Below are 12,620 nucleotides of genomic sequence, written 5' to 3'. Positions count from 1 at the left end.
TCCGCCGCCGGCAATAGGCTATACCCTTCACTTTTCGCACCGCGGCACGCTCGGCGGCGCAAACCAGGGCAGCAACGGTTTTATTTCAATCAGACAAGGTTTGGCGGATGGTTTTAGCAGTCGTTTCGTTTGTTCTCTTTTTGGCGTCGATTTTGATTTATCGCACCCGGGCCGCCGCCAACCGCTGGTGGTTCGCCATTCTGCTGACGCTGCTCGGCAGCTATCTGGTGCTGAACGTCATCCTGATCGCCAGCAACTACTTCACCGGCGACGGCATCACCGATGCGGTGATCTACACCGTCACCAGCAGCCTCAAAGGCGCGGGCATCAGCAAATACGTGCTGCCGTTTATCGGCCTGCTGGCGGCGTTGGGGCTTATCTTCGCGGTGCTAGCCCGCAGCCTGCTGCGCCGCAAGGCCAAAGGCAGCAGCGTGGCCTACAGCGTCGTCGCCGTGCTGCTGGCGCTGTTTTCGGTCGGTACCACCCCGGCGTTTCAGGACATCTCGCTGCTGGTCAAGAGCCAGATCGTCGGCGATACCGCCGATTTCACCACCTACTACAAGGCGCCGAAAAAGACCGTGCAGGGCAAACGGCCGAACCTGGTGTACATCTATGCCGAGAGCCTGGAGCGCACCTACTTCGATACCGAGCTGTTTCCCGGCCTGGCCGACGAGCTGAACGCCCTGCGCACGGACAGCATCGATTTCAGCAATACCCAGCAATTGCCGGGCACCGGCTACACCATCGCCGGCATGGTCGCCTCGCAGTGCGGCACTCCGCTGTTCGCGCCCTTCGACGGCAACGCCTCCAGCGCGGTCTCCACCTTCTACCCGGAGAACGTCTGCCTGGGCGACGTGCTGAAGGCCGCCGGCTACAGCAACTATTTCTATCAGGGCGCCGAGCTGGCGTTCGCCGGTAAAGACACCTTCCTGAAATCCCACGGTTTCGACCACGTTTACGGCTTCAAAGAGCTGCGCGATCGGGTCGCCGATCCGAGCTACAAAAACGACTGGGGCTGGTACGACGACAGCGTGCTGGACGTGGTGTACGGCAAGTTCGTCGAGCTGTCCAAACAGCGCCAGCCGTTCTCGCTGTTCACCCTGACCGTCGATACCCATCACCCGGACGGCTTTATCTCCGCCGGCTGCAGCAAGAAAAGCTACGCCTGGCAGAACAAGGAAAACCGCTCGCTGAGCGCGGTAGCCTGCAGCCAGCAACACATCGCCGCGCTGATCGACAAGATCAAACGCTCGCCCTATTTCAGCAATACCGTGATCGTGGTGTCCTCCGATCATCTGGCGATGAACAACACCGCCTACGATATCCTGACCAAACAGAAGCGCCGCAACCTGTTCTTCATCATCGACGGCACCCGGCCGCTGGCGGAACAGCGCAACGAGAAGCGCAGCACGCTGGACAACGGCGCCACGGTGCTGGACGTGATGGGCGGCGACAACTACATCGGCCTTGGCCGAAGCAGCCTGTCGGCGCCGTCGCTGTCTACGGTGTTCCTGAATATCGAAGAGAAGATCAACGGCTGGAAACCGGCGGTGATCAATCAGTGGGGCCTGCCGAACCGCATCAGCGACTACAGCGTGGATACGCGCCAACGCAGCTTCAGCTTCTCCGGCGTCACCTACAAGGTGCCGTTCATCCTGCGGGTGGGCGACAACCGCATCGAACCGATGTTCAACGTCTACCTCTCCACCCCGCTGCGCAAGCAGCTGGCCGGGCTGGGGGCGGGGGAGAAATTCGTCTGGGTCGATAAATGCTACGAGATCGGCCGGGTCTGGGCGCCGCAGCTGGCGCTGAGCACCGACATCTGCGTGGCCTCGGGCACCCTGGCCTCGCCGCCGCAGATCGCGCAGGCCAGCGGCGAACGCTTCAACGGCAAGGTGAACTTCACCGGCCCGGCGGCGGACAGCGTCGCCGATTATCAAAACGCCGTCGCCCGCCTGCAGGTGGACGACGCGGCGGTGAAATACCGGGCGGACACCATCGAGTTCATGCTGCCCGGCATGCCGGAACAGGTGAAAGCCATCACCGGCGTCTCCGCCGTCGAGGAATGGGGCCGCTGGTCCGACGCCAATCTGGCGCCGGCGGTCGACATCGATTACGTCGATCCGCTGCCGAAGCGCTTCGATCTGGTGCTGCGCGCCCGCGCCTACGGCAACAACGTCGGCGAACCGATTTCGGTGCGCGTCGGCGACGAAGAGCGCTTCGTGTCGCTCGGTGAACAGGACAGCACCGTCACCCTGCGCTTCGACAACCCGCGCGGCGCGCAGAAGATCAGCATTACTCCGCCGGCGCCGACCGAGCCAAAAGAGAGCGCCAGCGGCGGCTTCACGCCGAAGAAGCTGGGCATCGGCCTGGTGTCGCTGAAGGTCGAAGCGGGCGCTCCCGCCTCCTGATCCCCCGCCTTCACGGGCGCGGTATTTTCTTTGCCGCGCCCGTCATTTCGACCAAGCTTTTACGCCCTTCTTCGGCTAACCTGTGACGGTAAAACGCCGCAACCCCGCCACAGAGCCGGGACATCCAAGGAGAAAGTATGAGCTATGCCCCACCTCGCAGCGGCCTCAGCGCCGATCAGGCACTCGATCAACTGGAAGCCCTGTATGACGCCGCGGTAGACGCGCTGCGGCAGGCGGTCAGTGACTTTATCAGCCACGGCACGCTGCCGGATGCACAAGCGCGCGCCGCCGGGCTGTTCGTGTATCCCGAACTGCGCGTCAGTTGGGACGGGCAGCAATCCGGCCCGAGCAAAACCCGCGCCTTCGGCCGCTTTACCCATCCCGGCAGCTACAGCACCACCGTGACCCGGCCGCAGCTGTTCCGCCACTATCTGGCCGAACAGCTGGCGATGCTGGAACACGATTACGCCGCCCATATCGAAGTGGCGCCGTCGCAGCAGGAGATCCCGTTCCCTTATGTCATCGACGGTTCCAGCCTGGCGCTCGATCGCTCAATGAGCGCCGGCATCGCGCAGCATTTCCCCACCACCGAGCTGGCGCAGATCGGTGACGAGACCGCCGACGGCCTGTACCACGCCACCGACAACCATTTCCCGCTGTCGCATTTCGATGCGCTGCGCGCGGATTTCTCGCTGGCGCGTCTGCGGCACTACACCGGCACGCCGGTGGAACATTTTCAACCGTTCGTGCTGTTCACCAACTACACCCGCTATGTGGACGAGTTCGTGCGCTGGGCCTGCGCCCAGATCGCCGATCCGGCCAGCCCGTACATCGCGCTCTCCAGCGCCGGCGGCACCTACATCACGCCGGAAACCAGCGCCCCGGAGCAGGCGGTGTCCGATCTGGCGTGGAAAAACCACCAGATGCCGGCCTATCACCTGATCTCGCGCACCGGCCAGGGCATCACGCTGATCAACATCGGCGTCGGCCCATCCAACGCCAAGACCATCTGCGATCACCTGGCGGTGCTGCGCCCGAGCGCCTGGCTGATGATCGGCCACTGCGGCGGCCTGCGCGAAAGCCAGAAGATCGGCGATTACGTGCTGGCCCACGCCTATCTGCGCGACGATCACGTGCTGGATGCGGTGCTGCCGCCGGATATCCCGATCCCGAGCATCGCCGAGGTGCAGCGCGCCCTGTATGACGCCACCAAGATGGTCAGCGGCATGCCCGGTGAAGAGGTCAAACAGCGTTTGCGCACCGGCACCGTCGTCACCACCGACGATCGCAACTGGGAGCTGCGCTACTCCGCTTCGGCGCGCCGCTTCAACCTCAGCCGCGCGGTGGCGGTCGACATGGAGAGCGCCACCATCGCCGCTCAGGGTTATCGCTTCCGGGTGCCGTACGGCACGCTGCTGTGCGTCTCCGACAAACCGCTGCACGGCGAGATCAAACTGCCGGGCCAGGCCAACCGCTTCTACGAAGGGGCGATCTCCGAGCACCTGCAGATCGGCATCTGCGCCATCGATTTGTTGCGCGCCGAGGGCGATCGCCTGCACTCGCGCAAGCTGCGCACCTTCAACGAACCGCCGTTCCGCTAACGGTGCTCAGGCCCGCTGCGGCGGGCCGTTTTTTCCTCAACGCACCAGCGCCAGCGCGCGCTTCTCCTGGCTGCGGCCGCCGGCGATCGACAGCAACAGGTCTTTCACCAGCAGCGCCGGGGCGGACAGCCCCTGTTGGCTGGACATGCACAGTGACAGCGGCACCGACATCGTCGGCGCATTGATGCGCGCCATCCAGGCCTTGGCCGGGCCGATCATCGCGCGCGCCACCGATTCCGGCAGCACGGTCGCCCCCAACCCGCTGGCGATCGCGGCGCTCAGCGCGCCCGAGGATTCGATCTCCCCCACCACGTTGGCAGCCAGCTTGCGCAGCGCCATCGCCTCCTCCAGCTGGTTGCGCACCGCATCGCCCTCGCGCGGCAGGAACAGGTTCAGCCGCGCCACGTCCAGCAGCTCGACGCTGTTGCCGGGATGCGGCACCGCGCGCGTCGCCACCAGATAAAGATCTTCCCGCATCAATGCGATGGCGTGCAGACCGGCGGGCATTTTGGCGCCGTAGACCATCGCCATGTCCAGCGTCTGGTTAGCCACCTGCCCGGCCAACGCCGCGCCGCCGTTTTCATGCAGGCTGAGCAGGATGCCCGGCTGCTGATCGCGCAGGGTCTGCAACAGCGGCAGCGCCAGCTGCGCCGCAGTGCTGCCCGACGCCAGCCCGAGAGACACCTGGCCGCTCATCGCCTGCCCGGCGCTGTTGACCGCGCTCTGCGCCTGTTCGCACTGGCGCAGAATGGTCTGCGCGTGGGCATACAGAATGTTGCCGGCCTCGGTCGGCTGCACCCCGCGCTTGGTGCGGATCAGCAGCTGCTGCTTCAGCTCCCCTTCCAGCGTCGCCAACTGCTGGCTGAGCGCCGGTTGGGCGATGTGCAACACCTCCGCTGCCTGGGTCAGGCTGCCGATATCGACGATTTTCACGAAGTACTTCAGACGTCTGAAATTCATAGTGCCTCCAGCGAGCCGCTAAATTGAGAATGCCGAAATCCGGTCATGCAATCACAGCAAGATCCAGGCCAGAGTCGGTAAACGGCCGTGGAAGCGGGGTACAAGGCGGTAAATGGCCGTTCGCCGGGCGGCGCGCGCCACCGCGCAGGGCAACCGTTGCACCATCGGCAGGCAACGGCGCCGATCAACGGGCCATTCGGCGGCGCTGCGCGCGGGATAAGCGACAAAAGCGAGAAAAAGCAGCAGGTTGGGCAATCTTGCAGCAAACGAACGCATCGGGCGTTTTCACGCTTTACAAGCCGCAACCGCCCCGCTATTATTCGCCCCGTTCCAACGATTCCTCTGTAGTTCAGTCGGTAGAACGGCGGACTGTTAATCCGTATGTCACTGGTTCGAGTCCAGTCAGAGGAGCCAAATTTAGAGAAGCCCGCTCAGGGAAACCCGAGCGGGCTTTTTGCCTTTCAGCCGCCGTCAAAAGCTGCGTTTCGCCACCAGATAGGCGCCCGCCACCAGCAATAAGGCGCCGACCAGCGCCGGCAGATTCTCACGCAGCGCCGCCGGACCGGCGCGATAGGCATCGGCCAACAGCCCCATGCACAGCTGGCTGGCGACCAGGATCGAAATGGTGGCCGCCGCCCCCAGCTTCTGGTAACCCAGAATGCCGGCGAACACGAACAGCGATCCCAACAGCCCCGGCAACAGCATCCACCACCTGGCGGCGCCGGTCACTTCCGCCACCGCGCCGAGGCCGTTTTTGGCCAGCAGCAACCCCACCAGCAACAACAAACCGACGCTGGAGTTGATCACCAGCGTAATGAGGATGGTCGAAACGCTTTCGGTAATGCGCACCATCAGCAGATTCTGCACCACCAGCCCCATTCCCGCCGCGATCAGCAGTAACAGCATATTCATCGCCCTGTCTCCCGGGATCAGCGCGCGGGCGGCGTCGCCCGCTCGTCGAGCCTCAGCTGCAGGAAGGTCAGATCCAGCCATTGGCCGAATTTGGCGCCCACTTGTTCCATGCGCCCCACGTCGCGAAACCCCAGCGCCAGATGCAGCTTAATCGAGGCCTGATTGCCGGATTCGATGCCGGCCACCATCACGTGCTTGCCGATTTCCCGCGCCCGTGCGATCAGCGCCAGCAGCAACGACTTGCCAATCCCTGCGCCGCGATGCGCCTGATGGACATACACCGAGTGTTCTACGGTATGGCGATAGCCGTCCCAGGCGCGCCAGTCGCCGAACGACGCGTAGCCGATCGCCTCGTCCGCGGCGTTCACCGCCACCAGCACCGGGTAGCCCGCCGCCTGCCGTTCGCCGATCCACGCCGCGCGGTTGGCCGCATCCACGGTTTGTTCATTCCAGATGGCGGTGCTGTTCAACACCGCGTCGTTATAGATAGCGGCAATCGCCGCGCTATCGTTGAGCGTCGCATTTCGTATAATCATGGTTTACCCCGGCCAATTGTCCACTATAATACTACGATATGAATATTAAATTAGACAATCTAAATCAGCTGATCGGCGCGCGCATTCGCATTGAACGCGAGGCGCGCCACTGGTCGCTGTCCGATTTGGCCGAACGGGCGGGCGTATCGCGGGCGATGGTGCATAAGATCGAACGCGGCGAGAGCAGCCCGACGGCGATGCTGTTGGGCAGACTGGCGGGGGCGTTCGGCCTCAGCATGTCCAAGCTGATCGCCCGCGCGGAAACGCAGGAAGGCCGGCTGCTGCGCCGGGAAGATCAACCGGTCTGGGTCGATCCGGAGAGCGGCTACGTGCGGCGCCACGTGTCGCCGCGCACCGATCTGCCGCTCGATCTGGTGCGCATCGAACTGCCGGCCGGCGCAGCGATCCCGATGCCGGCTTCGGTGTATGCCTTCAAGCGTCAGCTGATCTGGGTTTTATCCGGCGAACTGGTCTTTCTTGAGGGCGACGCGCGCCATGAAATGGCCGAAGGCGACTGCCTGGAGCTCGGCCCACCGGCGGACTGCCGCTTTGAAAACCAAAGCGATGAGGCATGCGTGTATATGGTGGCGGTGCTGAGCGCCGCCTGACGGCTCACCGGCGCTACCCCGGCGTCGGCTGGTTATAGCCGGCGTGGAAAAACTTCTCCGCCAACCGGCTGTCGCCGCCGGAGAAGAACTCGCTCATCGGCTCGCGGCCGAGGCCATAGGCGCGGCTGAGCTGCCCAGCCTCGAACGCCGCCCGGTTCTCGTCGCCGCAGCGCTGCGCCAAATGGTGCGCATAACCGAGCACGAAACCGCGCTTGTAGTCGGAGCAAAAGCGCGACAGCTCCGCCTCCGGCTTCAGGTTCTCTACCTTTAACCCCGCCAACAACCCTTTGCCAAAATGATCTCCCACGGGTTCCTCCTCACCGCACAATCGTTATATAACAAAATATACAGCGAATGAGCGAACGAGAACATACTCCCTAAGTTTTACTCGCCGCATAAAAAAGGCCCGCCAAGCGGGCCTGCGAGAAAGCGGGCAATCACAGCGTGAAATTCAGCCCTTCGCTGACGGTCTTGCCGAGCGGCAGACGGCCCGACGGCGCTTCTTTCTCCTGCAGGAAATCCGGCAGGCGGGCTTTGTCGCCCGGCTTGCCGATGGCCACCATAGCGTGCACCGCATAGTCGTCCGGCAGTTGCAACGCCGCTTTGATCTTATCGTGGTGAATGCCGCTCATGCAGTGGGTCAGCCAGCCTTTCAGATGCGCCTGATGCGCCAGGTTGGCCCAGGCCGCGCCGGTGTCGAACGCATGGGTCGGGTTGTCCACCAGGCGCTCGCCGTTCAGGCTGGTGGTTTTGGAGACGATCACCACCAGCGCCGAGGCGTGTTGCGCCCAGCCGCGGTTGAAGTCGATCAGGAACTCCAGGTAGTTCTCCCAGCTGTCGGAGCCGTGCTTGCTGTAGGCAAAGCGCCACGGCTGAATGTTGTAGGCCGAAGGCGACCAGCGCGCTGCTTCAAAGAAGCTCAGCAGCGTTTGATCGTCGATGGCGTCGTTGGTCATCGCGCGCGGCGACCAGCGCTCGATAAATTGCGCGTCAATCGGGTAATCGGAGATTCTTGGCTGGCTCATGATAGGTTCTCGCAGTGAAGTAAAAACAAAAGTTCGCTGATATTCCCACAGCTTAGGACGGTAAAACTTTTATTTCGTGCCATTGTCCTGCGGCAATTCCTGCCGCAGCCAGGCCAGAAACGCCCTGACCGGAGGATGCCGCTCGCGCCCCGGGGCGCACAGCACGCTGTATGCGGCGCCCGGTACGCACACCTCCGGCCGGTACGCCACCAGCAGACCGTTGTCCACCATCTCGGACACCATCACCGAGCTGGCGAGCACCCATCCCTGCCCGGCCACCGCCGCCTGCAGGGCGTAATGCTCCTCGTGATAGCTGCGCATCGCCGCATGGCGCTGCCACCAGTCCACGCCAGCGGCCCGGCACCAGTCATGCCAGCCGCTGTCGTACAGCGCCGAATCCCCCCACTTGACGGTGATCAGCACCGGATTTTCCGGCGGAGCGGCGGCCAGCCCCGGCGCGGCGTAGACGCCAAAGCTTTCCTCCAGCCGCGCCGCCTGATGCAGCGCGGGATAGTGCGCGCGGCTGTAGCGCACCGCCACATCCACGCTGGCGTCCTGCTGCAGGTCGATCACCTCGGCGCAGGCCTCCAGGCGCACCAGATAGTGCGGATGCGCCTGGTAGAAACGCCCCAGGCGCGGCACCAGCCACAGCGCCGCGAACGAGTGCGTCACCGAGACGCACAGCGAGCCGCTGCTGGGCTGCGGCCGCAGGCCCTCAAGCGTGGCGGCGACATCAAGCAGCGCGCCGTGCACGCCGGCAAACAGCGTTTCGCCCTTCGCCGTCAGCCGCACGCCGCGCGGCACCCGCTCGAACAGCGCAAAACCCAGCTGCTGTTCCAGCGCCTTGATCTGGTGCGAAATCGCCGTCGGCGTCACCGCCAGCTCGGCCGCCGCCAGCTTGAAGCTGCGCAGGCGAGCGGCGGATTCAAAGGTGCGTAACGCGTTGACGGGCAGCGTAGCGAACATGGCGAAGCCTCTTGGGATGAGTTGAGTTCATCCTGGCAGAAAAACCGTCATTTGTCGCCTGCAGACGTTCGCTTCTAGATTAAGGCTGAGTTCACTTCACACCAAGGAGTATGACATGAATACAGCTCATCAATCCAAGCGCCTGGTGGTGCTGATCGGCAGCCCGCGCCGCGACGGCAACAGCGCCACGCTGGCGCAGGCGATCATGGCGGGCGCCGCCGAAGCCGGCACTTCCGCCAGCCTGCATTTTCTCGACGATTACCTGAGCGGTTTCCTGAGCGATGAACGCCATACGCCGCCGCCGGCCGATCGCTACGCCGAGCTGTTCCTGGAGCACTTCCTGCCGGCCGACGGCGCGGTATTTTGCACGCCGATTTACTGGTACGGCATGTCGGCGCAAACCAAGGCCTTTTTCGATCGCTCGTTCAGCTTCTATTCCAACGCCTACCCTCAGGCGGAACAGGTGCACCAACGCATGAGCGGCAAACGCATCGGGTTGGCGGTGGCGTCGGAAGAAACTTATCCCGGCGCGGCGCTGGGCATCGTGCATCAGATCCAGGAGTTCAGCCGCTACACCCATTCCGCCTTCGTCGGACTGGTGCACGGCGCCGGCAACCAGCGCGGCGAGATCGCCCGCGATCCCCGCAACCCGCTGCGGGCAGCCCGCGAGTTGGGGCGCGAGTTCTTCACCCGCCCCTACTCGGATTATCAGATGGACAGCCCGCGCAGCACGCAGGTTTGGACGGAATAGCCACGGCCTCAACCGCCACTGCCGATTTGCCAGATAAAGGTCGGCGTATGGCGGTTAATTTCCCAGTCACCGATATTGCGCGCCTTGTAGATCACCGGATTATGTGAAGAGAGCGTGCGCGCATTGCGCCAGTGGCGATCCAACGCCTTGCCGGTACGGGTATCTGAAGCGCCGAGCGCATTGAACAATTCACCGGCGGCGCGCTGCACCCACTCCCCGGCGATGACCTGCGCCCTGGCGGCGTCCAGCTCCGCCGTCACGTTAAGCGCCTGCAGCAGCGCTTCATCGCCGGATCGATGCGCCTCATAAGCCTGCTGCAGCGAGGAAGTCGCTTTTAGCACCGTCGCCTCGACCGCATAGGCCCAGGCGCTGATTTGCCCCACCACCTGCTGGATCTGCACGTCGTCCTTCACCCAACCGGCGTTGCCGTGGCTATAGATCCTTTTACGTTGCCTCACGCCCTCGCCGACGTCTCGCAGCACCGCGCGGCCGATCCCCGCCAGCGTCGCCAGCAACACATGCTGATAGAACGCAGTTTGGTAGCGGAAGCGCTCGGCAAAGTCATAGACGTGCGCCTGCTCGACCTGCGCATCAATAAAACGCGTGGTGCCGCTGCCGGTAGTGCGCTGGCCAAATCCGTCCCAGTCGTCGTCGCGCTCTACGCCCGGCTGGGCGACGTTCACCAAAGCGATCACCGGGCCGCCGCTGTCGCTGCGCTCGGCATACACGTCGATCCAATCGGCAAACAGACTGCCGGTGCTGTAAAATTTCTCGCCGTTGAGCGACCAGCCGTCGGCCTGCGGCGTTACCCGGGTATTGACCTGCCCCAGCTTCACGCCGCCGATCTCGGTCCAACCGCTGCCGACCAGCTCGCCGTCGAGAAAGCGTTCGAACCAGCGATCGCGCTCCGGGCCGTCCGGCGCGTTCAGCCGATCTTCCACGAAGGCGAAATGCGCCCGCAGCGCCTGCGGCAGGTTAGAGTCCGCCTCCGCCAGTTCGGCCAGCAGTTCGAACAGCTGCGGCAACGAAGCGCCGTCGCCGCCCTTTTCACGCGGGATGCGCACCCTGCCGAACCCCGCCTCTTTCAGCCAACGGATCGGTTCATGCGGCAGCGTGCGCGACAGCTCGCGCTCCACCGCCCCAGCGGCGATTTCGGCGAAGATCGGCCGAAAACGCGCGGCCAGCTGTGCGTAGTCTGCTCCGGTGGATAACAGGTGTTGCGTCATGTCAGTGTCCTCTGTGGTTAAGCGCGATCGGCCAGATCGTCGATATCGCGCGCCGTCGGTTCGAAGCGAATGATCAGCAGGAAGACGATGGGGATCGCCGCCGCCAGTGAAACAATCCAAAACATGTCGGTGCCGAAGCGCGCCTGCAAAATCGGCAGAATAAACAACGCCAGCGCGCTGCCGATACCGGACAGCGAACGGCCGAAACCGACGCCGGTGGCGCGGATCGCCGTCGGGTAAGAGAGCGCCGGGTAAATCATCATCTGCGCGCCGGGGCCGAAGCCTTCGGCGAACAGCCATAGGCCCAACATCAGGATCGCCAGCCCAACGCCGAACGCCGCCTGCGGATGCCCGATCAACGCCAGGGCAATCAGCGCGATAAACTGCAGCGCAAATCCGGCGATCGCCACGTGGCGCGACGGATACTTCCATGCCAGACGCATGCCGAGCAGGCCACCGGTAAAGGCGAACAGCACGTTCAGCCCGAGCGAGGCGGAGAGGGTTTCAAACACCCCGGCGCCGAGAAACTGCGCCAGAATCGACGGCAGAAAGAAGGCGATGGCGGTGTATTCAAAGGAAATGCAAACGTTCATCATGCAGGAGACCAGAGTGCGTTCGCGGTACGGCTTGCGGAACAGCACGCGGAAGCTGACCTTCGCCGCCGCCGGTTGGGCGGCGTCAGGTTCCGCCTCATGGGCGGCGATGCCGTATGACTCGCGCAGGATCCGCGCCGCCTCTTTCAAATCGCCCTGGTTAGCGGCCCACAGCGGCGACTCGTTCATAAACTTGCTGCGCACCATGATGATCAGCAGCGCCGGCACCGCGCCGAAAATCAACGAGGCGCGCCACAGCCAGTTCGCATGTTCGGCCGGCAACAGAAAATAGAGCGCAAAGATGATCAGAAAACACATCGACGAAGCGGCGTACCACATCGGGCACCAGGCCGCCAGGCGCGACGCCTTGTTGGCCTTGCCGGAGAATTTGGAGAATTCGGCCAGATAGGCCATCGCCACCGGCAAATCGATGCCGACGCCGATACCCATCAAAAAGCGCGCGCCGATCAGCACCCAGACGTTGGGCGCCAGCCCGGCGGCGATGGCGGAAACCACAAAAAACAGCATATCGGCCATAAACACCTGATAGCGGCCGTACTTGTCGGTCAACCAGCCGCCGACCAGGTTGCCGAGAATGGTCCCGACCATGATCGAAGAAGTTACCACCCCGGTCAGCAGCGGGCTGAGGCTGAATTCACGCACCACGTCATCGATGCCGTAAGACAGCGTGGTCAGATCATAGGCATCGAGAAAAACACCGCCCAGCGCCAACAGCACGATCATGCGCGCATGGGTATTTTTCTCGCTGCGTTGGTTAATCAAACGCGCCACATCGCTGGCGGAGCCGATGGGCGCAGATAACGGCGGCGCGGTATCGATATTTAAGGTACTCATAGCTTCCTCGTTGTAATTGGCAGGTGACACCTCGTTTATAGGGTGAAAAAATTACGCCGACAAACAACAAATTATTCTATAAATATCATTAATATCAATAAATTAAACCAAGTTACAGCGTAACAGAAGCGCCGGATTAACACGCGTTAATCCGGCCTTTATCACGGCCATTTCGG

At 63.2% G+C, this 12,620-nt stretch carries 13 protein-coding genes and 1 tRNA gene; 5 read left to right on the top strand and 9 right to left on the bottom strand.

What is annotated here, in order from left to right; genetic code table 11:
* Positions 1 to 107: 107 nt before the first annotated feature.
* Positions 108 to 2,411, top strand: a complete 2,304-nt coding sequence (gene opgB, locus ACMGF9_RS08000; RefSeq protein ID WP_414160191.1) for a phosphatidylglycerol--membrane-oligosaccharide glycerophosphotransferase — start codon at positions 108 to 110, stop codon at positions 2,409 to 2,411.
* A gap of 137 nt (positions 2,412 to 2,548) precedes the next feature.
* Complete coding sequence (locus ACMGF9_RS07995) at positions 2,549 to 4,012, top strand: AMP nucleosidase (RefSeq protein WP_015378406.1); 1,464 nt, start codon at positions 2,549 to 2,551, stop codon at positions 4,010 to 4,012.
* Between the two features lie 36 nt (positions 4,013 to 4,048).
* On the opposite strand, the gene nac is transcribed toward ACMGF9_RS07995, so the two are convergent.
* Together nac and ACMGF9_RS07985 are read right to left on the bottom strand one after the other, a co-directional pair.
* The gene (gene nac / locus ACMGF9_RS07990) at positions 4,049 to 4,972 is read right to left on the bottom strand and encodes a nitrogen assimilation transcriptional regulator NAC (RefSeq protein WP_015378407.1); all 924 of its coding nucleotides are present in this window, start codon (positions 4,970 to 4,972) and stop codon (positions 4,049 to 4,051) included.
* Positions 4,973 to 5,023: 51 nt separating this feature from the next.
* The gene (locus tag ACMGF9_RS07985) at positions 5,024 to 5,248 is read right to left on the bottom strand and encodes a hypothetical protein (RefSeq protein WP_126181100.1); all 225 of its coding nucleotides are present in this window, start codon (positions 5,246 to 5,248) and stop codon (positions 5,024 to 5,026) included.
* Between the two features lie 62 nt (positions 5,249 to 5,310).
* On the opposite strand from ACMGF9_RS07985, the gene ACMGF9_RS07980 reads away from it, so the two are divergent.
* Positions 5,311 to 5,386 (top strand) — tRNA-Asn (locus ACMGF9_RS07980).
* Positions 5,387 to 5,443: 57 nt separating this feature from the next.
* Here the strand turns inward: ACMGF9_RS07980 and ACMGF9_RS07975 are convergent.
* Together ACMGF9_RS07975 and ACMGF9_RS07970 are read right to left on the bottom strand one after the other, a co-directional pair.
* Positions 5,444 to 5,884: a DMT family transporter gene (locus ACMGF9_RS07975; protein WP_015378408.1), complete on the bottom strand. Its 441-nt coding sequence runs from the start codon at positions 5,882 to 5,884 to the stop codon at positions 5,444 to 5,446.
* A gap of 17 nt (positions 5,885 to 5,901) precedes the next feature.
* Positions 5,902 to 6,420 (bottom strand): GNAT family N-acetyltransferase, encoded by a 519-nt coding sequence (locus ACMGF9_RS07970; RefSeq protein WP_015378409.1) that lies wholly within the window; start codon positions 6,418 to 6,420, stop codon positions 5,902 to 5,904.
* Between the two features lie 38 nt (positions 6,421 to 6,458).
* Between ACMGF9_RS07970 and ACMGF9_RS07965 the strand changes: the two genes are divergently transcribed.
* Positions 6,459 to 7,028 (top strand): helix-turn-helix domain-containing protein, encoded by a 570-nt coding sequence (locus ACMGF9_RS07965; protein WP_015378410.1) that lies wholly within the window; start codon positions 6,459 to 6,461, stop codon positions 7,026 to 7,028.
* 13 nt (positions 7,029 to 7,041) lie between these two features.
* Here ACMGF9_RS07965 and ACMGF9_RS07960 read toward each other — a convergent pair whose 3' ends face one another.
* The 3 genes from ACMGF9_RS07960 to ACMGF9_RS07950 form a co-directional block, all read right to left on the bottom strand.
* Positions 7,042 to 7,335 carry a DUF2623 family protein gene (locus ACMGF9_RS07960; RefSeq protein ID WP_015378411.1) on the bottom strand — a complete coding sequence of 98 codons (294 nt, stop codon included), beginning with the start codon at positions 7,333 to 7,335 and terminating at the stop codon, positions 7,042 to 7,044.
* Positions 7,336 to 7,465: 130 nt separating this feature from the next.
* Complete coding sequence (locus ACMGF9_RS07955) at positions 7,466 to 8,053, bottom strand: nitroreductase family protein (protein ID WP_015378412.1); 588 nt, start codon at positions 8,051 to 8,053, stop codon at positions 7,466 to 7,468.
* A gap of 69 nt (positions 8,054 to 8,122) precedes the next feature.
* Positions 8,123 to 9,019: a LysR substrate-binding domain-containing protein gene (locus tag ACMGF9_RS07950; protein WP_118891892.1), complete on the bottom strand. Its 897-nt coding sequence runs from the start codon at positions 9,017 to 9,019 to the stop codon at positions 8,123 to 8,125.
* Between the two features lie 115 nt (positions 9,020 to 9,134).
* Here ACMGF9_RS07950 and ACMGF9_RS07945 point away from each other — a divergent pair, with 115 nt between their 5' ends.
* Positions 9,135 to 9,770, top strand: a complete 636-nt coding sequence (locus tag ACMGF9_RS07945; RefSeq protein ID WP_015378414.1) for a flavodoxin family protein — start codon at positions 9,135 to 9,137, stop codon at positions 9,768 to 9,770.
* An 8-nt stretch (positions 9,771 to 9,778) separates the two neighbouring features.
* On the opposite strand, the gene ACMGF9_RS07940 is transcribed toward ACMGF9_RS07945, so the two are convergent.
* Positions 9,779 to 10,996: an acyl-CoA dehydrogenase family protein gene (locus ACMGF9_RS07940; RefSeq protein WP_015378415.1), complete on the bottom strand. Its 1,218-nt coding sequence runs from the start codon at positions 10,994 to 10,996 to the stop codon at positions 9,779 to 9,781.
* A gap of 17 nt (positions 10,997 to 11,013) precedes the next feature.
* Positions 11,014 to 12,444, bottom strand: coding sequence for an MFS transporter (locus ACMGF9_RS07935; RefSeq protein ID WP_118891891.1), 1,431 nt, complete (start codon positions 12,442 to 12,444; stop codon positions 11,014 to 11,016).
* Positions 12,445 to 12,620 lie beyond the last annotated feature (176 nt).

Source organism: Serratia sp. BNK-23 (assembly GCF_047456145.1).
Taxonomy (GTDB): domain Bacteria; phylum Pseudomonadota; class Gammaproteobacteria; order Enterobacterales; family Enterobacteriaceae; genus Serratia; species Serratia nematodiphila.
Note: the sequence above shows the minus strand (reverse complement) of the source record. Positions and strands in the feature narration are given on the sequence as shown.

Coding starts and splice junctions, on each gene's coding strand:
- ACMGF9_RS07940 (WP_015378415.1), bottom strand. CDS start 10,996: ATGACGCAACACCTGTTATCCACCGGAGCAGACTACGCACAGCTGGCC.
- ACMGF9_RS07995 (WP_015378406.1), top strand. CDS start 2,549: ATGAGCTATGCCCCACCTCGCAGCGGCCTCAGCGCCGATCAGGCACTC.
- ACMGF9_RS07945 (WP_015378414.1), top strand. CDS start 9,135: ATGAATACAGCTCATCAATCCAAGCGCCTGGTGGTGCTGATCGGCAGC.
- ACMGF9_RS07985 (WP_126181100.1), bottom strand. CDS start 5,248: ATGCGTTCGTTTGCTGCAAGATTGCCCAACCTGCTGCTTTTTCTCGCT.
- opgB (WP_414160191.1), top strand. CDS start 108: ATGGTTTTAGCAGTCGTTTCGTTTGTTCTCTTTTTGGCGTCGATTTTG.
- ACMGF9_RS07935 (WP_118891891.1), bottom strand. CDS start 12,444: ATGAGTACCTTAAATATCGATACCGCGCCGCCGTTATCTGCGCCCATC.
- nac (WP_015378407.1), bottom strand. CDS start 4,972: ATGAATTTCAGACGTCTGAAGTACTTCGTGAAAATCGTCGATATCGGC.
- ACMGF9_RS07970 (WP_015378409.1), bottom strand. CDS start 6,420: ATGATTATACGAAATGCGACGCTCAACGATAGCGCGGCGATTGCCGCT.
- ACMGF9_RS07975 (WP_015378408.1), bottom strand. CDS start 5,884: ATGAATATGCTGTTACTGCTGATCGCGGCGGGAATGGGGCTGGTGGTG.
- ACMGF9_RS07965 (WP_015378410.1), top strand. CDS start 6,459: ATGAATATTAAATTAGACAATCTAAATCAGCTGATCGGCGCGCGCATT.
- ACMGF9_RS07955 (WP_015378412.1), bottom strand. CDS start 8,053: ATGAGCCAGCCAAGAATCTCCGATTACCCGATTGACGCGCAATTTATC.
- ACMGF9_RS07950 (WP_118891892.1), bottom strand. CDS start 9,019: ATGTTCGCTACGCTGCCCGTCAACGCGTTACGCACCTTTGAATCCGCC.